Source organism: Paenibacillus borealis (assembly GCF_000758665.1).
Taxonomy (GTDB): domain Bacteria; phylum Bacillota; class Bacilli; order Paenibacillales; family Paenibacillaceae; genus Paenibacillus_AQ; species Paenibacillus_AQ borealis.
In genome coordinates this window covers 1,400,538-1,425,962 of sequence record NZ_CP009285.1, presented here as the reverse complement: position 1 = coordinate 1,425,962, position 25,425 = coordinate 1,400,538, and the positions used below count along the sequence as shown (strand labels likewise).

Annotated in this window: 23 protein-coding genes; 12 read left to right on the top strand and 11 right to left on the bottom strand. The window is 53.3% G+C overall.

The window, feature by feature from the left end:
* Nucleotides 1–3 precede the first annotated feature (3 nt).
* From PBOR_RS06030 to PBOR_RS06015, 3 genes are all read right to left on the bottom strand, one after another.
* Nucleotides 4–1,854, bottom strand: coding sequence for a cache domain-containing sensor histidine kinase (locus tag PBOR_RS06030; RefSeq protein ID WP_245648055.1), 1,851 nt, complete (start codon nucleotides 1,852–1,854; stop codon nucleotides 4–6).
* 717 nt (nucleotides 1,855–2,571) lie between these two features.
* On the bottom strand, nucleotides 2,572–3,303 hold the full coding sequence (locus PBOR_RS06020) for a ThuA domain-containing protein (RefSeq protein ID WP_042210909.1): 732 nt from the start codon (nucleotides 3,301–3,303) through the stop codon (nucleotides 2,572–2,574).
* Nucleotides 3,304–3,416: 113 nt separating this feature from the next.
* Nucleotides 3,417–4,295, bottom strand: coding sequence for an AraC family transcriptional regulator (locus PBOR_RS06015; protein ID WP_042210908.1), 879 nt, complete (start codon nucleotides 4,293–4,295; stop codon nucleotides 3,417–3,419).
* Nucleotides 4,296–4,509: 214 nt separating this feature from the next.
* On the opposite strand from PBOR_RS06015, the gene PBOR_RS06010 reads away from it, so the two are divergent.
* A complete protein-coding gene (locus tag PBOR_RS06010) occupies nucleotides 4,510–5,175 on the top strand; it encodes a sensor domain-containing protein (protein ID WP_081971918.1) in 666 nt (221 codons plus the stop codon).
* Between the two features lie 118 nt (nucleotides 5,176–5,293).
* Here the strand turns inward: PBOR_RS06010 and PBOR_RS06005 are convergent, their stop codons facing one another.
* Nucleotides 5,294–5,746, bottom strand: a complete 453-nt coding sequence (locus tag PBOR_RS06005) for a NanQ anomerase/TabA/YiaL family protein (protein WP_042210906.1) — start codon at nucleotides 5,744–5,746, stop codon at nucleotides 5,294–5,296.
* Nucleotides 5,747–5,892: 146 nt separating this feature from the next.
* Between PBOR_RS06005 and PBOR_RS06000 the strand changes: the two genes are divergently transcribed.
* The gene (locus tag PBOR_RS06000) at nucleotides 5,893–6,495 is read left to right on the top strand and encodes a hypothetical protein (RefSeq protein WP_042210905.1); all 603 of its coding nucleotides are present in this window, start codon (nucleotides 5,893–5,895) and stop codon (nucleotides 6,493–6,495) included.
* An 8-nt stretch (nucleotides 6,496–6,503) separates the two neighbouring features.
* Here the strand turns inward: PBOR_RS06000 and PBOR_RS05995 are convergent, their stop codons facing one another.
* From PBOR_RS05995 to PBOR_RS05975, 5 genes are all read right to left on the bottom strand, one after another.
* Nucleotides 6,504–6,968, bottom strand: coding sequence for an NAD(+) diphosphatase (locus PBOR_RS05995; protein ID WP_245648053.1), 465 nt, complete (start codon nucleotides 6,966–6,968; stop codon nucleotides 6,504–6,506).
* A 219-nt stretch (nucleotides 6,969–7,187) separates the two neighbouring features.
* Complete coding sequence (locus tag PBOR_RS05990; protein WP_042210903.1) at nucleotides 7,188–7,976, bottom strand: VOC family protein; 789 nt, start codon at nucleotides 7,974–7,976, stop codon at nucleotides 7,188–7,190.
* Entirely contained in the window at nucleotides 7,973–8,788 is an 816-nt protein-coding gene (gene proC / locus PBOR_RS05985) for a pyrroline-5-carboxylate reductase (RefSeq protein ID WP_042210902.1), read from the bottom strand. Before proC ends, PBOR_RS05990 begins: the two co-directional genes overlap by 4 nt.
* Before the next feature lies 1 nt (nucleotide 8,789).
* Complete coding sequence (locus PBOR_RS05980) at nucleotides 8,790–9,632, bottom strand: MetQ/NlpA family ABC transporter substrate-binding protein (protein WP_042210901.1); 843 nt, start codon at nucleotides 9,630–9,632, stop codon at nucleotides 8,790–8,792.
* Nucleotides 9,629–10,678: a uroporphyrinogen decarboxylase family protein gene (locus PBOR_RS05975; RefSeq protein WP_042210900.1), complete on the bottom strand. Its 1,050-nt coding sequence runs from the start codon at nucleotides 10,676–10,678 to the stop codon at nucleotides 9,629–9,631. Before PBOR_RS05975 ends, PBOR_RS05980 begins: the two co-directional genes overlap by 4 nt.
* 284 nt (nucleotides 10,679–10,962) lie before the next feature.
* Here PBOR_RS05975 and PBOR_RS05970 point away from each other — a divergent pair, with 284 nt between their 5' ends.
* A complete protein-coding gene (locus PBOR_RS05970) occupies nucleotides 10,963–12,120 on the top strand; it encodes an amidohydrolase (RefSeq protein WP_042210899.1) in 1,158 nt (385 codons plus the stop codon).
* Nucleotides 12,121–12,284: 164 nt separating this feature from the next.
* The gene (locus tag PBOR_RS05965) at nucleotides 12,285–13,019 is read left to right on the top strand and encodes a glycerophosphodiester phosphodiesterase (RefSeq protein WP_042210898.1); all 735 of its coding nucleotides are present in this window, start codon (nucleotides 12,285–12,287) and stop codon (nucleotides 13,017–13,019) included.
* 363 nt (nucleotides 13,020–13,382) lie between these two features.
* Here the strand turns inward: PBOR_RS05965 and PBOR_RS05960 are convergent, their stop codons facing one another.
* Together PBOR_RS05960 and PBOR_RS05955 are read right to left on the bottom strand one after the other, a co-directional pair.
* Nucleotides 13,383–14,234, bottom strand: coding sequence for a GGDEF domain-containing protein (locus PBOR_RS05960; protein ID WP_052429349.1), 852 nt, complete (start codon nucleotides 14,232–14,234; stop codon nucleotides 13,383–13,385).
* A 237-nt stretch (nucleotides 14,235–14,471) separates the two neighbouring features.
* The gene (locus PBOR_RS05955; RefSeq protein ID WP_342671103.1) at nucleotides 14,472–15,053 is read right to left on the bottom strand and encodes a histidine phosphatase family protein; all 582 of its coding nucleotides are present in this window, start codon (nucleotides 15,051–15,053) and stop codon (nucleotides 14,472–14,474) included.
* A 192-nt stretch (nucleotides 15,054–15,245) separates the two neighbouring features.
* On the opposite strand from PBOR_RS05955, the gene PBOR_RS05950 reads away from it, so the two are divergent.
* The 8 genes from PBOR_RS05950 (at nucleotide 15,246) to PBOR_RS05910 (ending at nucleotide 24,673) form a co-directional block, all read left to right on the top strand.
* Nucleotides 15,246–16,397: a phosphodiester glycosidase family protein gene (locus tag PBOR_RS05950; protein ID WP_042210897.1), complete on the top strand. Its 1,152-nt coding sequence runs from the start codon at nucleotides 15,246–15,248 to the stop codon at nucleotides 16,395–16,397.
* 187 nt (nucleotides 16,398–16,584) lie between these two features.
* On the top strand, nucleotides 16,585–18,207 hold the full coding sequence (locus PBOR_RS05945) for a spore germination protein (RefSeq protein ID WP_081972327.1): 1,623 nt from the start codon (nucleotides 16,585–16,587) through the stop codon (nucleotides 18,205–18,207).
* Nucleotides 18,204–19,307: a GerAB/ArcD/ProY family transporter gene (locus PBOR_RS05940; RefSeq protein ID WP_042210896.1), complete on the top strand. Its 1,104-nt coding sequence runs from the start codon at nucleotides 18,204–18,206 to the stop codon at nucleotides 19,305–19,307. Before PBOR_RS05945 ends, PBOR_RS05940 begins: the two co-directional genes overlap by 4 nt.
* The gene (locus PBOR_RS05935) at nucleotides 19,304–20,536 is read left to right on the top strand and encodes a Ger(x)C family spore germination protein (protein ID WP_042210895.1); all 1,233 of its coding nucleotides are present in this window, start codon (nucleotides 19,304–19,306) and stop codon (nucleotides 20,534–20,536) included. The genes PBOR_RS05940 and PBOR_RS05935 overlap by 4 nt, the downstream gene beginning before the upstream one ends.
* A 255-nt stretch (nucleotides 20,537–20,791) precedes the next feature.
* Complete coding sequence (locus PBOR_RS05925) at nucleotides 20,792–21,886, top strand: GerAB/ArcD/ProY family transporter (RefSeq protein WP_042210893.1); 1,095 nt, start codon at nucleotides 20,792–20,794, stop codon at nucleotides 21,884–21,886.
* 417 nt (nucleotides 21,887–22,303) lie between these two features.
* Nucleotides 22,304–22,558 (top strand): FeoA family protein, encoded by a 255-nt coding sequence (locus tag PBOR_RS05920; protein WP_042210892.1) that lies wholly within the window; start codon nucleotides 22,304–22,306, stop codon nucleotides 22,556–22,558.
* Nucleotides 22,555–23,286, top strand: a complete 732-nt coding sequence (locus tag PBOR_RS05915) for a FeoB small GTPase domain-containing protein (protein WP_042210891.1) — start codon at nucleotides 22,555–22,557, stop codon at nucleotides 23,284–23,286. The genes PBOR_RS05920 and PBOR_RS05915 overlap by 4 nt, the downstream gene beginning before the upstream one ends.
* The gene (locus PBOR_RS05910) at nucleotides 23,264–24,673 is read left to right on the top strand and encodes a nucleoside recognition domain-containing protein (RefSeq protein ID WP_042210890.1); all 1,410 of its coding nucleotides are present in this window, start codon (nucleotides 23,264–23,266) and stop codon (nucleotides 24,671–24,673) included. Before PBOR_RS05915 ends, PBOR_RS05910 begins: the two co-directional genes overlap by 23 nt.
* Nucleotides 24,674–25,425: the final 752 nt, after the last annotated feature.

Here is a 25,425-nt window from a genome sequence, read left to right as displayed (position 1 = left end):
GCTTCATTCCTCCATTCGCGGCCGGGCTGCTTGCCCGCCTTCCGGTTGATAAGGCAGATATAATTCGGCCAGGGTTCCTTGTCCGGGCTCACTCTTCAGCGTCAAGGTATACGGCGGTCCAAATCTAAGCCGGATACGGTCGCGGACGTTGGCTACTCCTATGCTTGAATTCCCGTTCCGCTCCCCGCCCGGGGCATTCTCCTGCTCCGTTTCACCATTGAGCACCTCCAGTGTGTCCGCCGTTATACCGTGACCGTTGTCAGTAATGGTGATCAGCAACCCGTCCCCGCCGTTCCCGGTCAACCGGGCACCTACCTCAATCAGCAGCGGGCCTCCGATATCGAAGGAGCCGTGAAAAATCGCATTCTCCATCAGCGGCTGCAGAATCATCGGCGGTACCATCGCCTTCGTCGTATCCTCTTCAATCTGCCAATCCACCTTGAAGCGGTTCGTGTACCGCAGCTCCATCAGCCGGACATAGTGATGCAGCAGCTCCAGCTCCGCAGACAGCGACACCAGCTCGCTGTCCAGCTTCATATTGGCATGCAGCAGCTTGTTCAGGGACTGCAGCAGCCTGGCGATTCCTTCCGACTGCTGCAACACAGCCAGCATGCGGATGGAATTGATCGTGTTATACAGGAAGTGAGGGGCTATTCTCGCTCTAAGCGCGTACAGCTCCGCTTCCCGCTTCTGCCGTTCCTTCTCTTCTATCGACTGAATCAGCACATCGAGCCGTCTCACCATCGTGACATAGCTGAGATGCAGCTGGCCGATTTCACCCTGGACCGGCGGAGCGGCCGGAGTGATGAACAGCCCCCGCTCCACGTCGCGCATGGAGGAGATCAGGCTGCGGATCGGCCTCGACAGGTTCCGGGCCAGCAGGAGCGACAGGATAGCCGCAGCGGCAGTGAAAATCAGCACCAGCACTACGGTGAAGTTGCGGATCACATTCGCGTCTCCCAGCAGCTCTTTGCGGTCGATCATCAGGTAGCTCGTCCAGCCCAAATACTCACTGTGGGCATATACTCCAGTCGCCGCTGCCAGCCCGCCGCCCAGATCGGGCAGATTGATCAGACCGCGGCCCGTGCCGCTGAGCGATGCCTGCTCTGCCGCAGCGCTGAGGAAGCGCTGGTTATCTCCGCTTTGTGTGGAGTAGATCAATTTCCCTTTCTCATCGGCTACAATCACATGCATGCTCTCCAGCTGGAAGGAGCGGACAATCTTGTCCATGAAATCCGGGCGGATATCCACGGCGACCACTCCGGCCGGAGTGAAGTCATCATTGAGCAGCACACGGGAAGCGGTAATCGTGGGAAACGGAGCACTATTGAACTGCCGCTCCAGCCGCAGCCCGGAGATGAATACGCCTCCGCTTCGCTTGAGAGTCTCCTTATACCATTCCTCGTCTACGGGACTTACGGCTTCATTGATGGAGGAGCGGTCGCTGACTCTATAGCCGTAAATATTGCCTTTGGTGCTGTAGAATACCAGACCTTGAATCGTGGAGAAAATCGAAGGGTAAGTTACGAGCAGCTTGGCGAACTGCTGCTGGGTTTCAATCTCGCGGTAACCCCACTGGTCGCGGGGCACGTACGGCTGGTTCAATATTTGAAAGATTTCAGGTGTGAAATAAGGAAAAGTACTGAAACGGTCCACGTCCTCCACCTGGCGCTGGATCGCCTCATTCAGTTGTCCGGCAATGACGCCGAGATCGGCATTCACCCGTGATTCCAGGGTGCTGACCGATTTGAAATAAGCCATCGTGCCGATCACAATCGACGGGATAATCCCAAGCATGAAGAAGGCGAGCATCAGCTTGCTCTGGTATGTTAAGTTGTTCCACCGCCGCATCATCAGCCTCTCCTCCTGGTCCGTTAAATTTCATTCAGTATAAAGGATTCTGCATAACGCTGCATGAAAAATACCGAAGTGAATATTTAACAACCCCTCACCCCAGACTTGGCAGAATAGCCAAACCCTTGATATAAAAGCATTTATAACTAACATGTATATAACGCAATTTTATTATTTAAAATTAAGCCATGTTAGTTTTCCTGCCACCGGCGTAATGTTAATCATGGCTAACCTGAGACGTGCGGGAGCTTAGCGCTGCGCTTGTAGCGGAAGCAGAAGCAGAAGCAGAAGCAGCCCAGCTAATGACACAGGTGTGGTGTAGGATGATCTCCGCCAGCGGTGAAATGAATGGGGCGCACACCCATGAACGATCTGCTCCTGGAGCAAATTTACCCATTAAAATTTATGTAGGCCGGCCTCAAAATGAAAATGTTGTACGTAGTGCAACTCGAAACTCCCTATACAGGAGGATTCCTAATGATTGTTGTACGAAATACAAGAATTTTCTCGCTTGGCTGCTATCCGGAGAAGAAATGTTGCCTTTCTTACAACAATCCTGGATTAGGGCCGCTATCCTAAAGAAATTGTTGTATTTCATGCAGGATTCTCAAGTGTAACCCCTCCGTTAAGCGCGGCAGCACAAAAAACCGCCAGACCGTTAGGTCTGGCGGTTATAGGTCTGGCGGGTATCTTTTTCATCGACTGCAAGGCTAGAGGTTATACGCCTACTTTGCTTCTAATCGGCTCCAGCGCCTCGGAATGGCCATATACCGGAACCGCGCGTTCTACCGGTGCACACCAGTTCACGCCGTTGATAATAACCTGCTGAATTTCCTTGTTGTAATAGGTTGGATAGGACTCGTGGCCGGGCTGGAAATAGAAAATCTTCCCGCTGCCGCGCCGGTACGTCGAGCCGCTCGGGAACACATTGCCGCCCTCGAACCAGCCGACAAAGATCAGGCTCTCCGGTGCGGGCACATCGAAATGCGCCCCGTACATCTCTTCCTGCTCCAGATCAATATATTCTCCGATGCCTGCGGCAATCGGATGGCTAGGCTCCATCACCCAGAGGCGCTCTTTCTCCCCGGCTTCACGCCACTTCAGATCACAGCTTGTGCCCATGAGCTTGATGAAGATTTTGGACATGTGGCCTGAATGCAGCACCACCAGCCCCATCCCCTCCAGCACGCGCTTATGAATCCGGTTCACCACCTCGTCGCTCACTTCCTGATGGGCAACATGCCCCCACCATACCAGTACATCGGTGCGCTCCAGCACTTCTTCCGTCAATCCATGCTCCGGCTCGTCCAGCGTTGCCGTTCTTGTATCCAGTCCCGCTGCGCTCAGAAAAGAGGCCAGCTGTACATGTATGCCATTCGGATAGACCTGGCGGATTCGTTCTTCCTGCCGCTCATGGCGGTATTCATTCCATACGGTTACTCTGGTCACTACGGACACTCTCCTGTTTCAAAGGTGAATTTTACGGTTAAGCTTAGCTTTTGACTACTTTTTATACCTCTATCATACAAATCTGCAAGCAGGCATTCTTCCTGCATTCTTGCTCAATTATTCCCGGATATTGTCTTGCGGTATTTAAGCGGAGAGATCCCCGTAGCTTCCTTGAATAAATGGTGAAAGGTCTTCCCGCTGCCGAACCCGGCCGCTTCCGCTACCGCTGACATCGGCAGGTCTTCGTTGAGCAGAATCCACTTGGCCTTATTCAGCCGGTATTCTGTCAAAAACGCGACAAAGGTCATACCCGTATTCTTCTTGAACAGCTTGGTGAAATAATACGGGCTGAAGCCCATGTAGCCGGCCACCTCATTCAGTGTAATCGCTTCCTGATAATGCTGCTCCACATAGCTGAAGATCCGCTCCAGCCGCTCCAGCGTCTCTCTGGACTGGGACAGCGTGTCTTCCGAGAACTTGGGCTGCTTCTTGACCCTGCTCTTCGGCACCTCCCGCATAATTACCGTCAGCATTTCAAACATCCTGGCCTTAATCAGATAAGCGTAGCCTTCACGGCGCTGTGTATTCTCCTCATAAATGCTCTCAATCAGAGCCTTCATACTGGCGGCGGCCCCTTCCGGCCAGCTTGAGCTGGAGAATTCCATCTCCGTGAAAATATCCCGCAGCGGGGAGTCATTGCCTCCCAGGGCTGCAACCTCCTGAAAGAAATTCAGATCAAACTGTATCACTACCCGCTCACTGTCAGGTGAAGCCAGGAAATAATGCACATCTCCGCCGTTGATAAACTGCACTTCACCCTGCTCCATCCGGATCGGCACATCATTTATTCCCAGGTTTAGACTCCCTTTGGTTACATAGATAATTTCGATTTCTTTATGCCAATGCGGATAGGTCAGATCATCCCCTCCGCAGACCAGGCTGCGAAAAGGAAAATGCTTGTCCACATCCGGAATTTCCAGATAGATATTCATAAGCGCTACTCCTTGTCCGGGACATTGATCATTGATCATTGATCGTCATACACTCTTTATTTATTGTAGAGAAATATGCCTGCCCGTGCCAGCCTAAACTGAGGGAGTGCCGCACTAGACCAAAGACCAGTATTTTTCCCGCCTCCGGGTGCGTGTATGATATGGATTTAACCTCTATACTGAAGAAGGTGAAATTTGGAGAGGAGTTGCCCCGATGTTACGACGAAGTATAAACGCGTGGAAAATGCTCATGCTTGCTTTGCCCAAAGGAATAATCGCCTTTGTTATTGCCATCACAGGCCTATGCGTAAGTCTGCCTCTGGTGATTATATGGATTGGGCTGCCATTGCTGGCCCTGACACTAACCTGGTGCCGCACGATGATGACTAATGAACAGAAGGTTGCCGAAGCCTGGTCTCACGGTAAAGGGGAAGCCGCGCAGCAGATTATGCCAGACAATACGGCCGTCTTCCGCTGGGAAGGTCTGCGGACATTAGGTTCCCAGCTTCGCCAAGACCAGTCGTACCGGGGAATCCTGTACAGCATACTGCAGCTGCCCGCAGGTATCCTTGGATTCACTCTTTCGCTTGTCCTGCCTTCAGTTGCGATCGGCTGCCTGCTGGCGCCCGCGGTTCATAAGATCAGCACTGAGCTGTTCTCATTTGATCCCAATATGCTCGATCCGGAGGTTTTCTTCTTCTTGGCCAATAGAACTTCCAGTGAACGCTCCTGGATCGTATGCGGAATAGGTTTTGTAATGCTGTTGCTGCTGCCGCTGCTGCTTCAGGGTATCGGCCGTTTGTACACTGCCTGGATCAACATGATCTCAGGAACACAGCTGAATGTGAAAGCCCCGCTTGAAATACTGCATAACTCTTAGACGCTCCACTTCTGACAACGATACTTATATTCCTGAAACGTCTGAGCAGCAGTAACAGAAACGGCTATACCAGCCCTTGAGTGAGGGCGAGTATAGCCGTTTCTCCTTATCTTAAGACTTACAGCTTGATCTTCAAAACTACCTTCCGCACAGCCTCGGGCTTGCCAGCTTCAATCCCTGTCATATGTCCGTCCTGCGGATAACACACGACAAGAGCCCCCGGTCCTGCAGTCACCGCGGATTCAACGGCACCGGTGAAGAAGATCGCATCCTTCTCAGCGCTGTAGTCATCTCTTACGTCAAGCTGCTCAATGGCCGCATAGCCGATCCGCTCCGTACCTTCCAGAATATAATGCAGATCGAGATTCACACGGTGCGCTTCCCAGAAGCATTCTCCGGCAGCCTTGGTCTGATATTCGTTGATGAAATAGAACATCTCATCATTGACCTCATAGCGTCCGGCTGCTTGTCCGGTGAAATCGGTATCGCGCAGAAACTGTAGCCCTCTCTGAATCTTCTCTCCGTATGCCGCCTCATCTTTGAGCAAATGGCTAAGTGTATCAACAATCATGCCTGGAATCCCCCTGGAATCTCTGAATTATTCCCCGCCTTGCAGAATACTCAAATAATATATGCTCACGGCAGGCCCGGTCTATGTATTTGTTCACGTACTCCCGGCATATCTATTAAATAGTTACCTTTTTAGGAGGCGGTTCAGTGCTTATTATCCTGATGTACATGTTCGCTGTACTTGGCGTTGCACTCTTGCTGTCAGCCGCGGTGCTTCAGTTCATACGATTCCGTCCCAAGGCGTCCGGCCAGATGGAGGCAATTCACGCTCTGTCAGCCTTCAATCTCAAGTTCCCCCAGCGGTTCATTACACCGGATGAATCCCATCTCATTGCCCTGGATGAAGACGGCCAGACTATGGCCATCGGTTTGCTGCATCCCGGCAAGCAGGAGCCGGCGACAGCCACCACCTACACGTTCGATACCATTCTGGGAGCGGAGATCGTCGAGAATGCTTTAACGCTGAGCAAAGTTAGCAAGACCAGCCGGATTACGACCAGTGCGCCGAGAATCCGCCCAAGTGTAGCCGCCACCCCCGGGTTCGCAGAAGCCGTTCAAGCCATAAGCAATGCCGAAGAGATCAGCGAACTGACGCTAAAAATCTATTTTAACAACGCGGACACGCCTGTCGTATCGATTCCCTTCCTGCCCCGGCTGCTGCCAGCCAGAAAAACAGATCTTCTGTACTCCGCGGCCTTTCTGGAGGCACAGCAGGTACATGAAAGAATCCGTGATATCGTCTCGGCCTGAATCTGCGCTTACTGTACCGCTGCAGTGAAGCTCTCCAGAGTCCGCCCCTGTCTCAGCTTACCGATAATCGTCAGCAGGAAGCTCTCGGCGAGACTGCCTTTCAAGATGGCATCCGCAGCTTCATCCAGTGTAAACCATGCTGCATGATCCAGCTCAGCGCTCATCGCGCTTAAGTCCTCCGTGTCAGCCACACTAATGAAGTTCAGCATCAGCGTATTGGAAGGGGCAAAATACTGGCTGCGCACATATTCATACGCGATGATCTCAAGCCCTGCTTCTTCCCGGACCTCACGGATAAGCGCTGCTTCGGCGTTCTCGCCCTTATTCACGTAACCGGCCAGCAGGATATAATCCTTGCGGTTATACTGCTGAATGAGCAGAATTTTATCCAGTTCCCTGTTCAGTACCGCTGTACTCATCGCCGTGCTGAACACCGGGAACCGGAACGCGGCACAGGATTCACAGTAAGGCACCTCCCCCTCTCCATTACATTCCTTCAGGACCAGCCGGCTTCCACATTCGAGACAAAACTTCAAGTGTATCGCTTCTTTCTGTTATGGGTATAGTTGAAGCTTATTCTAAGCGATTGCTGAAGAATGCACCAGCCGTAATCCGATATCTCATATAGACCGTTTCCCGACAAAAAAACCGCTGCCGGCAACACATGCCAGCAACGGGCTTGCAATTCGTAATTACTCAGCTGTAAACACATATTCGCCTTGGGCAACATTTAGAGTCCGGCCCGCCAGGCCTGGAGCATCACCGCTCACAATCACCTGCGTCATCTGCCGTTCTTCTCCGCGGCGGAATTCAAACACCTTATCGCCAATCGCCAGTGAGACGCTGTCACCGGGGAATGCCGGTGAAGAGGCTGGGACTTCTCCCAAGCCGAAGATTTCGCCCCAATGGGCCGCCGCCGCTACCGGATCGGGTACAGAGAAGACGGCTTGGCGAACCGTCAATTCTCCTGCCGGATGAGGAACGATAATTCCGGCAGCTGTCAGTTCCTCTTCCCGCTGTCCATCGCTTCCCTTCCACTCGATTACGAAGGGATACACCAGACCCTGATAATGGCCGCCGATAGTCAGCATACGCCATTCAATCCACTGCCCCTGTGCATTCAGCCGTCTGCCGTCAAGTATCGGCGACAGCTTCAGGCCCTGCTTCTCCAGCGCTGATGCGGTTGCTTCAATATCACCGGTGCGGATCGCTACCCTGCTGAACCCTTCATGATCGGGCAGCAGATTCACGGCATCCTTCACCACCAGATTAGGGGTATCCAGACTTGCCGCTAATTCCCGGTCCTCAATTGCCAGAAATTCGATATAGTTCAGTCCGAAATAGCTAAGCGCGTTATGAGTCCCCCACAGCTTATGCGATCCGCCGTAGGAAGCGGTCAGGCCATTGTCCCTGAAGGCCCCGATAGCCTGTGCAAGATCATTGACATAATGCACGGTATGATCCCACTGCAGCACGCTCATGACTGCACCTGCCCCAGCTCCGTTGTGCGTTTCACTGCCGCCTTGACACTGCGCTGTAGCCCGGCTGCGAAGTCGCTGTTATTCAGCTCATACAACGCGTGAATGCCGACTCCGCCCGGGGAATTGTTGATATCCAGCAGCTGCCGGGGATGCAAGCCGCTATGCCGCAGCATAGCTACGGCACCCTCTACATTCTCCAGCGCCGTCGTCCAGGCTTGTTCGCGCGGCAGTCCTGCCAGCACTCCGGCATCGGCCAGGGACTCGATGAAATAATAGACATAATTCGGGCCCGCCACCCCGTAGCCGGTAAAGATATCGATCAGCGATTCCTCCAGATACTGTACCTTGCCGAACCCGTTCAGGAACTCCTCCACCTGCTCCTTACCCGCGAAAGCGTTCAGTGCGGCCCCGCTGTAGCCGAGTCCGGTATCGGTAAGTGTATTCGGGATCACCCGGATAATCGGGCGTTCTGCTCCAACGTAACCTGCCAGCCTATCGATGGTCACTCCGGCGACAATCGACAGGACTGCCGCTCCGCTTGACGCATGGCTGGAGATGGCCACGCCTACAGCTGCAAGATCATCCTGCGGCCGCACGGCAATAATAATCATCTCCGCTCCGGCAAGCTCTGCCTCCTGAGACTTGCTTGCCGCCTGCACCCCGTAGGCAGTATTGAGATAAGCCGTCCGTTCTTCATGTATGTCTGCCACGCTGATCTGTTCAGCCTTGTAAGTCCCATTGCCGACAACAGCCCGGATAATCGCTTCCGCCATTTGCCCTCCGCCGATGAAATGAATTCTGCCCGCTGCCATATCAGTTGTTCTCCCAGGCATCCGGAAGGATGAAGCCGTCGTATTTATCCTGGGCATTGATGTAATCCTCGAATTCCTGCGATTCATACGCTGCCTTCAGATCCTTGGCCCACTGGGTATCCAAATCGCCCTTGTTCACCGTCACGGTTACCCGGTGCTGCTCCGGCGTATTTTCGATCTTCAGCGCTTCGGTAATCTGCCGCTTGGCATTGGCGATATAGTTGCCGTTCACCACGCCGTAATCCACATCGGCCAGCGAGACCAGAATCTGCGCCGAATCCAGCGACTCCAGCTTCAGATCGAATTTGTCCGGCTCCACACTGCTGAGATTGAAGTCTGTGGTCCCGGCATCCGCTTTGACCTTCACCCAGCCGAGATCCTCCAGAATACGTACCGCACGCTCCTGGTTAACCGGATCATTCGGCAGGGCGATAACAGAGCCGTCCTTCACTTCATCAAGCGATTGATGCTTCTCGGAGTAGAGCCCCTGCGGTGCGCTCGGCACGAAGTTAAGCACAGCCATATCCGCGTCCAGTTCCGCGTTGATGCCCTCCATGTAAGCCGTACTCTGGAAGATGCTTGCGTCAATAGAGCCTTCCTTCATCGCCGGATTGACCTGCATGTTCTGGGAGAAGGTTTTGATCTCCACCTTGTACCCTTCCTTCTCCAGAATCGGCACAATGCCAAGCCGGAACTGTTCTTCGTAGGTGCCCACGCCAAAGCCGACAACGATATCCTTCTTATCTTCTCCGGTAGCTGTTTTGTTCCCGCAGGCCCCCAGCACGACCGACATCCCCACCAGAACCACAGCCGCCAATTTCTTAACCTTTACGATACTTTTCATTCTTTGAACCCCTTTTCATATGTGTACTCCTGCGGAATAGAATCACGTAAAGCCTGTAAGGATCGATCTTCTACGGTTACCGGTATCGCACAATTGGGTGCAAGCAGGAACGGCTCGTCCGCCATAAGGCGCAGGGCGAATTCAGCCTGTGCACGGATACGCCGGGGATCATGGGCTGCGAATAAGGCATGATCTACTCCCCCGACCTTCGTTGGCTTCAGCTCCGCATGCAATCCGGGATTGCCCGGTGCTGCGGTATCCCAGCTGATGCCCTCAATCGGATAATTGTTGAATCTCTCCGGCTGCGAATAGGCACCGCAGGTATGCAGAATCCTTTTGCCATAACCGGCGGCTTCCAGCACAATCTCATCATACGGCCGCGACAATTCATTGAACGCCGATTCGTCAAACATTCCCGGATGAGCGGTGCCGGTCACCGCATAAAAAATCCCGTCCAGCCCCCGTTTGCCCAGCTCCTGCACATAATCCGCCAGCGTCAGGGCGATGGCCTTCAGCGCTTGATGTACGCCTGCCCGCTGCTCCTCCAGCAGACTTGCCACGGTCACCGGCTCACGGCTGCCATAAACCGTATCACCGGCATAAGCTGACTGGCCCGCCAGAAACAGCAGCACGGTAAGCGGCGAGAAAATCGTCTGGGTCAGCGGAGTATCCGGCAGGCCCTGGCGTATAAGGCTTACAGCCTCTAACTGTTCGGCCAGCGGAGCTGCGGCTGCAGCCTGCTGCGCCTGTATATTCCAGACATCCTCCGGCTTGCTGATCACCGCACGGGTCTGCTTGGGAAATACCGTACGGTAATCCGCGAAATCGTAGGTGTTGCCCCATGTTTCTGCATAATATGTAGCCCGCGGATTGATTTTGACCCAGTCCCAATCGAATTGCTTCGTATAAGCTATTGTACTGTCTGCAAGATCACTGGCGTTACCCTCCCGGTCTATGAAATGGCGCCAGCCGCTGACAATAGGCCGGTCGGCCCGCTCCCCGGACAGCAAGGCAGCAAAACGCTCCTGTCTCGACCACTCTCCCATATGTTATCCCCCTTCTGGATGCAACACATTGTTTCCGAAATGCTAAATAAGTAGTTAATCTATCGGATTTAAATGAATTGGCCGTATAATAGCATGGGCAAAAATGAAACGTCAATGAGATATCCATCACTTTCATGAAATATTTCATAAATCTCCGGATCGTTAAATAACACATTGACAGGACCTTTCCGTTAAAGGTATTATGCGCAGTAAATAAATCAATCGGATTAATCAGGAATATACAGGAATGATAGATTAATTGGAGAAAGCGGGGTTGTACATCCATGCCGTCATTAACTCAAAATCAGGAACAGCAACTGGCTCAGCGTTTGATTCAGGTGCGCAGGGAGCTTCATCAGCAGCCCGAGCTGTCAAACGAGGAATTTCAGACCACAGACAAGCTGCGCCGCTGGCTGGCTGAAGCGGGAATTACTGTGCTTGATCTTCCGCTGCAGACAGGACTGATTGCCGAGATCGGCAACGGCCATGGCCCGGTCGTCGCCATCCGTGCAGATATTGATGCCCTGCCTATTGAAGAAGATACGGGGCTCCCCTTCGCCTCTGAGATTTCCGGCAGGATGCATGCCTGCGGGCATGATTTCCACACGGCAGGCATCCTCGGAGCAGCTTACCTGCTGAAGGCCCGGGAGAGTGAGCTTGCCGGGACGGTCCGAATACTGTTCCAGCCTGCGGAAGAGACCGGGCACGGAGCTATAGCCGTGCTGGAATCCGGCGGGCTGATCGGAGTAGACGCCATTTTTGGACTGCATAATAATCCTGATCTGCCAGCAGGTTCATTCGGAACCCGCAGCGGTGCACTTACCGCCGGCGTAGACCGGTTTGTCATTTCGATTCTCGGCAAAGGCGGACATGCGGCTCAGCCGGAACGCGGGCAGGATACGATTGTAACGGCGGCGCAGGTCATCACCTCGCTGCAGACGATCGCGAGCCGTCTTACCAGTGCGGTTGAATCGGTGGTGGTCAGCGTAACCCGGATTCAGGGCGGTAACACCTGGAACGTCCTGCCCGGCGTTGTAGAGCTGGAAGGTACGGTACGGACGCATAATGAAGCCATCCGCCAAGCAGTACCACGGCAGATCAGACAGATTATTGACGGGGTTGCCGCCGCTGCTGGAGCTGAAGCACAGCTCGAGTGGATCCCCGGACCGCCGGCAACGGTCAATGATCCCCGCTGGGCCCAGTTTGCCGCAGCCACTGCGGCCCGTCTTGGCCTCACAGTCTTCGAGCTTGAGCCACAAATGGGCGGCGAGGATTTCGCCTTTTATCTGCAGCAGCTGCCGGGCGCTTTCGTCAACATCGGCACCGAAGGCGATTTCGGCCTTCATCACCCGCGATTTGACGTTGATGAATCGGCGCTTCTGCCGACAGCACGCTATTTCGCAGAGTTGGCCGCTGCGGCCCTGAAAGAACTGGGAAATTAATCCTTACATATTAACAGCTCCTGCCGGCACATGTTAAATTCAAGAAACCGTACCCTTTTCGCTCCATGCGGACAGGGTTTCTTGATGTGATGTGGAATACACTACAAGGGGGCCCGTCCAACACGGGCATCAACACAACCAAGAGACGGAGGGAAATACAGTACATGAACATCATTAATTTCGCGCATCGCGGCGCATCCGCAGTCGCCCCGGAGAACACAATGGCGGCATTCCGCAAGGGTCTGGAGCTTGGCGCAACCGGCATCGAGACAGACGTACAAATGACGAGTGACGGAGCAATCGTAATCATTCATGATGAGAATCTTAGCCGCACCACTACAGGCAGCGGATATGTAAAGGATAAGACGCTACGTGAAGTGCTGGAGGTTGACGCTGGCTCCTGGTTCAGCCCTGAGTTCACGGGAGAGCGGATTCCGACCCTGGATGAGCTGCTGGATCTGCTTCAGGGACGTGAGACTGTGCTTAATATTGAGCTGAAGAACGGTACGTTCCTCTATCCCGGAATGGAGGAGAAGGTGATAGCGGCTGTACGGGAGCAGGGCATGAGTGAGCGGGTGGTTATCTCCAGCTTCAATCACTATTCCCTGGCCTACTGTAAATCGCTGGCACCGGAGATCCGCACCGGCATTCTCTACGGGGAGGGCTTATACCGCCCTTGGAATTATGCGGCTACCCTGCAGGCGGACGCGCTGCATGCCCATTATTCTTCTGTTCTGCCGGAGTTCGTCACCGATGCAACGGAGAGCGGGATTGTCTATCATCCCTGGACTGTAAATGATCCTGAGCGGATGACCTATCTGATTGAGGCCGGAGTGGCCGGCATCATAACCGACCATCCGGATGTACTTGCCGGACTGCTGGCAGCAAGGGGAATCTAGTATTTGCCAATAGCTTCTGGCTGCCTGTTCCGGATAATGAGCCATCTGAAGCATTCGGGCAGCGGCCGTACCAAATAGAAAACGGATACCATCCTCTACAGGATAGTATCCGTTTTCTGTGTAAAGCTTCAATATCTCACACCCGGCTCATACCAGATTCATTGCTGGCCTCGGTATTAATGTTGTACGTACTGCAACTTTGCTTGCTACATACCCAGCTGTTCGGGAGGATTGTTGTACGAAATACAAGAATCGCCCCGCTAATCCGCTTAAATGAGGGGGAATGCTGTATTTCATACAACATTTGAGGATTAGAGCCGATTTCATGAGCATAATGTTGTATTTCGTGCAGGATTTCATAAGTTATTGTGCTCTGGAGCTGCTGACCAGCTTCACAGGAGGAAGACTGTTCTCCTGCTTGTACACCGCATAACGCCCGCTGCCAAGCTGCTTGGCATTGTACATCGCGGAATCGGCCTCCTTGAGCAGCCTCTTCCGGTCAATTCTGCCTTGACTCATAGTGATGCCGACACTCGCCGATACGAACAATTCATGCGTCTCCAATTTGTAATTCCGGGTGATATTCTCCAGAACCTTAAGGGCCAGCAGCTCCGCATCCTTGCGGCTGCAGCGCTTGGCGATGATGACAAATTCATCCCCGCCCACCCGGAAAATATGCCGTTTGCCCTTGCGGGAGAACTGCTGCAGGCTGCCGCCGACGGCTTCAAGCAGCAGATCCCCCGCATGATGGCCGAGCGTGTCATTGATCGATTTGAAACGGTTAAGGTCAAGATATAATACCGCAAGCTGTTCGCCTGATTTGCAGTGATCCCAGAAGTGATCCATTCCGTTCTTGTTAAGCAGGCCGGTTAAAGCGTCCCGGTAGGCCAATTCTTTCAGCTGCTCACGCTCTCCGAGAAGCAGACGCACACGCAGGAACAGGTATAATATTCCGGCGAGTGTAAGCGCATAGAGCGCCATCGTAATAAACAGATTGCTGTCCTCAGCGGTAAATCCGGACAAGGTTTTCTTGCCCAGCAGGTGCATGCCGCTAAGGCCGGCACTAATAACCAGTACAACAAGACTTGTGCGGACCGCACGGGTTCTTTGGTGATACTTGGAGAAATTCCGCGTCAGCCTGAGGATGCTGTACACCGTCAATACTCCTATAAGAATGGATAATACAGCCAGTATATAATTCCGGGCCTCTTCCATATTACTTTGCCCTCCTTTTGCCTAATCGTATAATTCATCGCTTTTAAGCGCTACTGTACAGGGTTAGTCTGAACATATTCTGAACATCTCCGGCAAGTATGGCCGGACCTTGCCTCAGTACTAAGCTTATTATCGGTAAAAGCCGCAGAATTTGAGATGGTATGTTCTGGAACAGGTGGAAGAGAGCCTTCCTTTACAAGGGAGACTCTCTTGTATTCCAATTTTGTACAGCCGGCTCTATTCGTTCAGATGCCCCACGCCATTGTACAGCTCGCAGGTCCAGCCGCCAGCGTCTTTGATAATACAGGTAACTGAAGTATTCTTCAGCACTACACTGAGATCCAGTGAAGGAACAAGTCCTGCCAGCGTACTGCGCAGAATGGCGCCATGACTGACTATGAGTACATTGCGCCCCGGATGGCGGGCAGCGACCTCTTCAACGGCCCGTACACCCCGCTGCTGGGCCAGGTCCCGGCTCTCCAGCTTCATATCCATCGTCTTCCACCCGCTGCCGAACCGCTCAATCCGTTCCTTCTCCGTAGTCCCTTCTATTAACCCGCCGTTCATTTCCCGTATCCCCGGAACCAGGCCAGCCAGCGGAATCCCCAGTCTCCCGGCAATGACCTCCGCCGTCTGTCTGGCCCGCAGCATATCGCTTGAATAAATATAATCCCACGATTCACCGCTGAGACGCTCTGCAAGTACAGCTGCCTGCCGGAAGCCCTCCTCGTCCAGAGGATTATCCGTGTGGCCCTGTATCCGGCCTTCCTGGTTCCAGAGTGTGCTGCCGTGCCGGATCAAGCCTATTCTTGTTATCATCGCTTCCCGCCTTTGTGCCAATATCCGTAAGTGATTTCATTATAAACTAACATCTCTCTCAATGCATGTTCCATTGACGGTCAACGGAGCCCGCTATATTATAGTATTTCAAGTGCTTCTTTCTGGAGTCCGTTCCAGATTCATCCTAAACTGCAGTTATACTGCTACAATCTGAAGGAGATTTCGTTTACTATGAAAAAAATGTCTGTCCTCTTCACCGCCTTCTGTCTGCTTGCTGTGCTTCTTTCCCCTTTGCAATCCCGGGCCGCTGCGGCTGCGCCAGCTAAACTTGCCGTCTATGTGGACAAGGAGAACCATTCGTTCATTCCGCTAAGATTCCTGAATGGCTTCGCCGGCATCCAGTCTGTAGTAAGCTCTGCTGGAGGCCAGATCCAGGTAACACGCGATGACTTGTCTGTTACCTTCACTCCAGGCACAGCCGGAGCCTCCGTCAACGGCAAGCCCGTTCCCTCGGGCGAACGCCCCTTTAGTGAAAATGGCATGACCTATATTCCGTTGGCTCTCGTCAGCCAGACGCTTGGCATACAGCTCCAGTGGAATAAAGAAGCCGCATCGCTCACGCTCACGAGCGGCGAAGCAACAGCCACATTACCTGTACAGAATGGCGCCCTGATCAATAGCGGTACGCCTGCTATAGTCAGCGGCAAACATATATACAAGGTCGGCGGACGTTCCTTCGCCGTGCAGACCGTCACAGTCTCCCTGCTGCATCCTTCGGTGAAGCTGGATGCCGTCCTTGCCGGAAATACCGTCGGCAAGACAGAAGCGCTCGCCAGCATCGCGAAGCGCAGCAATGCGGCTGCCGCCATCAACGGTACCTTCTTCGATGCCTACACCAAGGGCACTTATTATGCTCCTTACGGTTATATTATCAGCGGCGGCAAGATGCTGAAGAACAGTCCCGGAGACAAGCGGACCGTATTTGCCTATGACGGCAACCTTCTGGCAGAGCTGATTCCGGGCAGTGAATTCAAGAACCGCTTCGACAGCGGCTCCATTCAAGGAGCTATACAGGCAGGCCCGCGGCTGCTGGTGAACGGCAAGGTATCCCTCAATGTGCTCGCCGAGGGCTTCAAGGATCCGAAGATATTGACAGGCGGAGGCTCCCGCAGTGCGCTGGGTCTGACCCGCGACCACAAGCTGATTCTGCTGACCTCCGGCGGGGCGACCATCCCCCAGCTGGCGGAAATCATGAAGCAGGCTGGGGCTTACCAGGCGATGAATCTGGATGGCGGCGCCTCAAGCGGCCTCTACTATAACGGCAAATATCTGACCACACCCGGCCGCCTGATCAGCAACGCATTGGTCGTCCAGACCAAATAATATCCGGCTATAATACTCTATATGAAGGCATTTCTCCCATCCTGAACAGGCTGGAGAAATGCCTTTTTTGGTGCTCACAGCCATTATTATCACCTCTAGATTCTGCAAACCAGGCAGAATAAGGAATCCTTCGGCGGGGGATAATACAGCCAATGAATCCAGAATTCAGCAGAAAGGAGCCCCGAAGATGCCGCAGAATCAGCAGAAAGGCCGGAAGACAGCTAAGGATCCCGTGGAAACCTCTGTGCCCGCACCGCTCCCCCTGAACCCTTCACTTGAAGTGAATTTGCAGGAAATCGGAAAGCGGATCGGCAGCAGCTCGGATATCGTCATCCGCAACTTCACCAATGAATCCTTGAGCTCCCTTTCCCTTACTTTCATATACATTGACGGCCTGGTGAATGCCGATGCTGTCAACCAGACGGTGCTCCAGCCATTGATGGAAAGTGTAACGCTGAAAGGGGATACGATTACCGCCGAAGCTGCCTTCAGTATGATCAAGGATCAGATGCTGCCGGTCGGGGGCGTCAAGGAAGGCAAAACGCTGGAGGTTCTGCTGGCTATGCTCTTTGAAGGCTATACGCTGATTCTGTTCGAAGGACTTCAGGTCGCACTGGCTGCGGATACCTCCGGCTGGGAGAAGAGAAGCATCAACGAACCTACTTCCCAGGGTGTCATCCGTGGTCCCAAGGAAGGCTTCACGGAAAGCCTGCGCACAGGCACCTCCATGCTGCGCCGCCGGCTCAAAACTACCGATCTGCGGATCGAAGAATATAAAATCGGCCAGCGCACCCAAACCGGCATCGCTATCATTTATTTGAAGGGCATCGCCAGCGAACAAGTCCTGACAGAAATCCGCCGCCGGCTTGATGCCATTAATACGGACGCCATTCTGGAGAGCAACTATATTGAGGAATTCATCCAGGACGGGGGTCTGACGCCCTTCCCTACCATTCAGAATACTGAACGTCCTGATGCCGTAGCCGGAGGCATACTGGAAGGACAAATCGGGATTATTATTGACGGCACTCCCTTTGCCCTGCTGGCGCCGTCTACCTTCTTCAACTTCTTTCAGTCCAGTGAAGACTACTACCAGCGGTATGATATTTCATCCTTTCTGCGGCTGATCCGCTACGGGGCTTTCTTTGTGTCCATGCTGCTGCCGGCGCTCTATATTGCAGTCACTACCTTTCACCAGGAAATGCTGCCGACGACCCTGCTGATCAGCCTGGCTGCCCAGCGTGAAGGGGTGCCGCTGCCCGCACTGGCAGAGGCTCTGCTGATGGAGCTTACCTTCGATGTGCTGCGCGAAGCCGGGGTGCGCATGCCGCGCACTATCGGTCCGGCCATCTCCATCGTCGGAGCGCTGGTGCTGGGGCAGGCCGCCGTTCAGGCCGGGCTTGTCTCAGCGGCTATGGTTATTGTGGTCTCTTTTACCGCCATCTCGAACTTTGTGATTCCGTCACTGGCGATCGCCAACTCGATCCGGCTGATCCGCTTTGTGATGATGTTCATCGCTTCAACGCTTGGCTTGTTTGGCATCATGTCCTTCATGATGGTGCTCCTGATCCATATGGCGGGATTGCGTTCGTTCGGTGTGCCCTATCTGTCTCCGGTAGCACCGATGATTCCTCGTTATCTGAAGGACATCTTCATCCGCGTTCCGCTCTGGAGCATGTCCATGCGTCCCAAGACCGATCTCGGCAAAGAAACCCGCAGACAAGGGCCAAACCAGAAGCCTCAGCCGGTTGAAGGAGCGAATCAGGGATCTCCGGAACAGCCGAAACCGCAGGGGGAGGATCCAGAGTGAACGGAAAAATTGGCACTACCCAGGCATCCATGCTGGTCGTTAACACTATTCTGCCGACAGCCACCGTCGTACTGCCCGTCATTATCACCAATTATTCGGAGCAGGACGCGCCGCTGTCCATTATTATGTCCACCCTGGCCGGACTGCTCGTTGCGGCAATTGTCGGGACCGTCATACGCTGCAGCGACGGCGCTCCTTTTCTGGACTGGGTCCGTGAGAAAAGCTCGCCGGTTGTCTCCACTATTCTCGGCCTGCTGATGCTGCAGTTCTATCTGGATACAACGGCAACCATCCTTCGTGAATTCGTCAATTTCATTAAGGATAACGTGCTGGTCGAAACCCCGGTCATTGTACTTGTGATCCTGATTCTGTTCATCACAATCTATATAGTCCGGCAGGGCATCGAATCTATGGCCCGGGTGAACAGCCTGGTCATTCTGCTCTATTTCGTCTTCGTTCCCCTGTACCTGTTCGGCTTGTTCAGCGATCTGAATGTGCATAATTTATTGCCGATGTTCGATCATAACCTGGCTGAATTAACGCTGGCCAGCCTGACCCCGACCACCTGGATGTCTGAAGTGGCGGTGCTGCTGTTTCTGGCCCCCTACCTGCAATATCCGCAGAGAGCGCGGATTATCGGCTGGACCGGGCTGCTGTTTGTCTCTGCTCTGATGATGTTCTCCCTGATCTCGGCCTTGATGACATTCGGTCCGGATTTCCTCAAGCTTAGCGCTTATCCGGGCTTCTCTACCGTGGGCATTATAAGAATCGGACGCTTCATAGAGAAGCTGGATATTCTGTTTATCTCCTATTGGGTGCTGTCGATTTATCTTAAATTTGCGATCTTCCTGTTTGTGACGGTAGAGTGCTTTAAGCAGACTTTCCGGGTCAGCAGCAGCAGGCCCTTTATCGGTGCGCTAGGTCTGCTCATTGCGCTGGAATGCCTGTTCACCTGGCAAAGCTCAGCCAAGCTCAACAACTACAACAAGGAAGGGCGTTTTGTAGTCTTCTTCCTGTTCAATGTGCTCGTGCCGTTGGGGGCTATCCTGCTGTACCGGGTCCAGAAATCCAGGTCCAAGCGGAAAGGGTTGGAAACATGAACACACAGAGAAAAGCACTGTGCCTCATCCTCTGTCTCCCGCTTCTGTCCGTCCTTCTCTCCGGCTGCTGGGATGACCGGGAGCTGAACGAGCTGGGGGTTACCTCCGGTTCAGCCTATGACTGGGAGAACGACCAGTGGAAAGCTACCTATCAGGTCATCAACCCCTCTTCCGGTGCAAGCGGGATGGGCGGCAGCGGAGGAGGAAGTACAAGTTCACCGCCGTTCGTCACTTTTACGGTAAAAGGCCGGACGATTATGGAAGCGATCGAACGGACCAATCTGACCAGTACGCGTGAGATGTTCTTCTCCCATTCGCGGATTACAGTCATCGGGGAAAGTCTGGCCAAGCATGGCATCAATCAGCTGATCGACATGTTCCTGCGCAAGCAGGATGCCCGGGAAACGGTATATGTTTTCATCTCCAAAGGCGAAGCGGGCGATATCCTTGATCAGCTGATGCAATTGACCAAAAACCAGGGCGCCGGTATCCAGCTCATGATTGAACAGGAGTCGCGGCTGCTGTCCTATTATCCCGGTACCCGCCTGTTTGAGCTGGCGATGTCCCTTGCCTCCGAGTCCGGGAGTGCAGTATTGCCGGAGATTCTGCTTACGGGACCTGACATTATGGATGAGACCAGCGAGACCGGCCGTACAGATCTGCCTTCACGTCTGGCACTGGGCAGACTGGGCGTAATCAAAGGCGAGAAGTTTGTGGGCTGGCTCAGCCAGAAACAGGCCTTCGGCTTGTCTTTTATGACAGACCATATTGAGACCGCAACCATCGCATTCGCTTCCCAGCCCCGGAAGAGCGACAAGCTTGACGCCTCATTTATTCTTCAGAATTCAACCACTGCTGTGCATCCCGTCTGGGCTAAAGACCATTTCATTATGGATATAGACATCAAGGGCAGCGGGGTGTTGACGGAGCTGGGGAGCGTCATGGACCTGAATGACCGCAATGCCATCAGCCAAATGGAAGAATCCCTGGAACAGCAGGTAGTGGATCTCGTGAATAACTCCTGGATGGAGGTCAAAAAGCTCGGCGCTGATGTCACAGGATTCGCGGTAAGAGTCCACCGCAGCGACCGCAAGCGCTGGAAGCAGATCGAGAAGGAGAAAAGCTGGGACAGCGTATTTAAGGAGATTGAGATCCGCCCGCGTGTCTCGTTCCAGATTGAACGGACAGGTCTCAGCAATAAATCGTTCAAGTCCGTCCAGCAGGAGTAAAGGAGCTTCACTATGAAAATAGCTATAACTCTTATACTCTATATGCTCGCCTTCTTATGGGGCTGCACCAAGCTGCGAGGAAAAGGCCGCCAGCTCCACCGGCTGTGGCTTGGCTGCATTCTCGCCTACTGCGCTTACATTAATGTTTGCGGGATTACCAGAACGCCCTTTATTAGTGTCAGCATCTTGTATACGACGTTCTTTCAGCCTGTCGGCAGGGCAATTATCAATTGGTTAGGAGGCTGAGTACTGATCATGCCCAAAAAGGAACAGGTGTCCTCCCTGCAAATCGCGTTCATGATTATGCTGTTTGAAATTGGCAGCACGCCGCTGTTCCTGCTTGGCGGCAAGGCCAAGCAGGATTCATGGCTGGCGATGTGTACAGGTTCAGCCGCCGGCTTCATCCTGCTTCTGCTTCTGATGTGGATCCAGCACCGTTCTCTGAATACAGATCTGATCGGCATGCTTAAATTTCATTTTGGAAAATTTGCCGGCTCGTTCATCGGCGGGGTCTACGTCCTCTATTTCGCCTATCAGTCCATGCGTAATGTCCGTGATTTGGGCGAGCTTACAGCAATCACTATGCTTCCGAGAACCCCTATGTTTATCACGATGTTAGTCTTTGTCCTTCTTGCCCTCTATGCAATCTGGAAGGGGGCTGAGGTTGTGTTCCGGCTGCCGGAGGTTCTGTTGCCGGTGATGATCTTCTTTTACATTGTGCTTGTTGCGCTGCTTGGAATTATGGGGTCGATTGATTTCAATCGGCTGGCTCCGGTCATGGATGGCGGGCTGATGCCAATCGTCAAAGCAGCACTGCCGGATATTGTCTCGTTCCCCTTCGGGCAGATGATCGTATTCCTGATGCTGTGGTCTTTATGGGAGAAGCCCGGTGTGCCGGTGAAATATACAGTGAACGCCTATCTGCTCATCAGCCTGTTCCTGATCTTCATGAATGCACTCAATGTGGCGGTCCTCGGCCCAACCATTGCGGGGATCAGCCAGCTGCCTTTTCTCAAAACCGTCCGGACCTTATCGAACCTTAAGTTTGTGGAACGGCTCGATATCCTGGTAACCATTCAGCTCTTTCTGGGGCTGCTGATCAAGATGATGCTCTTCTACTTCTGTTCGGTAAAAGCCATTGCAGAGCTGACCGGTAAACCGGCGAAATGGTGGGTATTCCCGGTAGGCGCTGTGATCTATGGCGCTTCCTTCCTGGAACGCGATTACACGCAGCATATTGCCGTAGGTCTGGGTCCAAGCCTCAAGCTTGATCCGCTGTTCCAGGTCGCCATCCCCCTGCTGCTGGCGATTTCAATCCTGGTGCGCAGCGGGTTCAGGCGTTCAGCATAGGCCGCCGGACTGGTTCCTGTAGAAGCCGGTGATGCCAGCAACAATTCATGGTGGCAGATTCTCAGCAATCCGAAGACGCTGGAGAACCCGGCCACACACTGGATTTCGGCAGCCGGGAGTAACAGCAGCAGGCAGTTTGTCCGCTATGTCTATACAATCGCCCCCCCAAATAAAATCTCCTATTTCTTCACCTTCTACTATCTCTACTGTAAAAGAGGCTTCGGCCGCTTTTACAGTAGAAATTTTTCTTTCCCATGGGAAACATTTTTGTTGCAAGGACAAATTTATTTACATATACTAATATTGTGGCAGGCTGCAATAATCTATGCCGTGCGCACAATATACTATATAAGTGCATATTCCATACGTATGGCTATATATTCATTCATTCCATTTCATACGAAAGAAGGAGATCTTATGGCTGAAGCCGTTATTCCATTGTCCGAAGCTGTGAACGGCAGCACGCTGCGCATCAGCGGCATTGAAGTTCAGGGTGTGCTGCGGAGAAGACTGCTGGATCTCGGATTTGTCGTCGGAAATAGCGTAGAAGTGCTGCGGCGCAGCCCGCTGGGAGATCCTACGGCATTTCGGGTAAGTAACACAACGATTGCCCTCCGCCGGGAAGAGAGCTCATTAATCTATGGGAAATTGATTGGAGGCGGTGAAGCTTGAGCCAGTACACTGTCGCTTTTGCAGGCAACCCCAACACAGGAAAAAGCACGCTGTTCAATCTGCTGACCGGCATGCGCCAGCACACCGGCAACTGGGCGGGCAAAACCGTGGTCACCGCCGAAGGCGGGTTCTCCCACAAGGAACACACATACTTGGCCGTTGATCTTCCGGGTACCTACTCGCTTTACTCCAACTCCGCCGACGAAGAGGCCGCGAGGGACTATATTATTTTCGAGCAGCCGGATGTGACGCTGGTGGTACTGGATGCTACCTCGCTGGAACGCAACCTTAACCTTGCCCTGCAGGTACTGGAGATTACCGGCCGCGCGGTGGTCTGCATCAATCTGATTGATGAAGCCCGCCGGCTTGGAATTGACATAAATCTGAAGCGAATCGCTAAGAGGCTCGGCGTTCCCGTAACCGCTATTTCTGCCCGTAACAAAATCGGTATTGAAGCGCTTCTTGATCAGATCGAACGCGTGGCCACCGGTGCCTTCACGGCAGAGCCGCTGAAGATTACTTACAATAAGGAAATTGAGCAAGGCATTGCCGAGCTGATTCCTATGGTTGAGCAGACGGTCGGCTCAAGATACCCCGCACGCTGGATTGCCCTTCGTCTGCTGGACGGTGATCACAGTCTGCTTACTTCACTCAAAGCCCACATGGGCCGCAAGGATATTCCCGTAAGCGAGGAGGTAGTCGGCCATGGAATCACCGCATGCCATTAACGGCCACGAGCCGCTGGATTCTCTGCTCACAGCCGCTAAGAAGCTGGCAGACAAAGGGGCGATCCGCGATGAGATTGTCAGCGGGATTTACGGCGTATCCGCCGGCATCTGCAGCGATGCAGTCACCTACCATGATAAGAAGAAGCTGGGCAGCACCTATAAACTGGACAATATCGTTACCTCCAAGCTCTGGGGCTTCCCCATCATGCTTGCCGGTCTCGGCCTCGTATTCTGGATTACGATTGCCGGAGCCAACTATCCTTCAAGCTGGCTTGCCTCCCTCTTCAGCTGGATTGAAGGTTATCTGACCGCCGGATTCACAGCTGTTCATGCGCCCGCCTGGCTGCACGGTGTCCTTGTGCTCGGACTGTACCGCGGAACCTCATGGGTCATCAGTGTCATGCTGCCGCCGATGATGATTTTCTTTCCGGTGTTTGCGCTGCTGGAGAATTTCGGATATCTGCCCCGGGTAGCTTTTAACATGGACCGTTTATTCAAGAAATCCGGCGGTCACGGCAAGCAAGCCTTGACGATGTCGATGGGCTTCGGCTGCAACGCTGCCGCCATCCTCTCTACCCGCATTATTGAATCGCCCCGTGAACGGATGCTGGCTATTCTGACCAACAACTTCGTGCCCTGCAACGGCCGCTGGCCGACACTCATTCTGCTCTCCTCCATGTTCATGGTCGGCGCCGCCACAACCGGAATGCTGCGTACATTCTCAACAGCTCTGGTGCTGATGGGCATCGTGCTGGTCGGCATTACCGTAACTCTGAGTGTATCCTGGGTCATGTCCAGGACAGCACTGCGCGGTGTGCCCACCCACTACACGCTCGAACTTCCGCCGTACCGGCGCCCGCAAATCTGGAAGACGATTGTCCGCTCCTCCAAAGAGAAATCGCTGAATGTACTGACCCGTGCCATCGTCGTCGCCGCTCCAGCCGGCATTATTACCTGGATTCTCGGCAATGTTTTTGTCGGTGGAGAGAGTGTGCTTAACCATATGGCAGCGTTCTTCGATCCATTCGCCCAGCTGCTCGGTATGGACGGCTTCATTATCATGGCCTTCATCCTTGGGCTGCCGGCCAATGAAATTGTGCTGCCGATCCTGCTCATGGGCTACATGTCCTCAGGTGCCATGGTTGATATCGAAGGCCTGGGCAGTATTAAGGATATCTTCCTGAGCCACGGCTGGACCTGGCTGACGGCGCTGAATATGATGCTGTTCTCCCTGCTTCACTATCCTTGTGGCACCACGCTGGTGAACATCTACAAGGAGACCAAAAGCATGAAGTGGGCGGTGCTCTCGGCCGTGATTCCGCTCGGCATCGCTATCGCGGTTACCTTTGTGGTGGCAGCAGCTGCCCGGTTGTTCGGCTGGGTATGATGCGCACGCCGCTGGCCCCCTGCCGCTTTAAGGCGGGGGCGACGCAGCGGGGCGCCGGGGCGAAAACGTGAGAGCGGTGCAGCATCAGGCTGCGGTACCACCACTGCCATGCATTAAACGCCGCTTGCTGTATTATCGGGGGCTTCCGGTGATTTCGGGGGCTTCCGGGTGTTTGAAGTAATCACACTTTGCTCAATTCAAAATCCTGCACGAAATACAACATTTCCATCGCGATAAGCAACGAAAATCGAAATTGTTGTACAGAATACAATATTTTCCTTATTCTCATTGGATTTATGCGAAAATTCTTGCATTTCCTACAACAATTCTCTCGAACGACCCGGTATCTCTACCTCAAAGTTGTAATTTGTGCAACATTTCGAATCGATTCATCTTATTATCAGCGATGGGAAGGCTACTATTCAGGAGTAGCGTTAAATACGGGCTGAGTAACTTCATTTCGCGCACGCAAAATCCTAAAGTTACTCTGCAGATGTCTAAAACTCCATAAGTTTGCGAAAATCATCCCTCTCAAGCCACTCTGCAGCTACTCTCCAGTTACTCTTCAGTTACTCCAGCTACTCTTCAACTACTCTACTGCTACTCTACTGCTACTCTCCAGCTACTCTCCTACTACTCTTAAGTTACTCTCATACCACTATCCAACTACTCTCCAACTACTCTCCTGCTACTCTTCATATACTCTCCTGTTACTCTCCTGATCCCCTCACACTGCTCTCCTGCTACTCCCC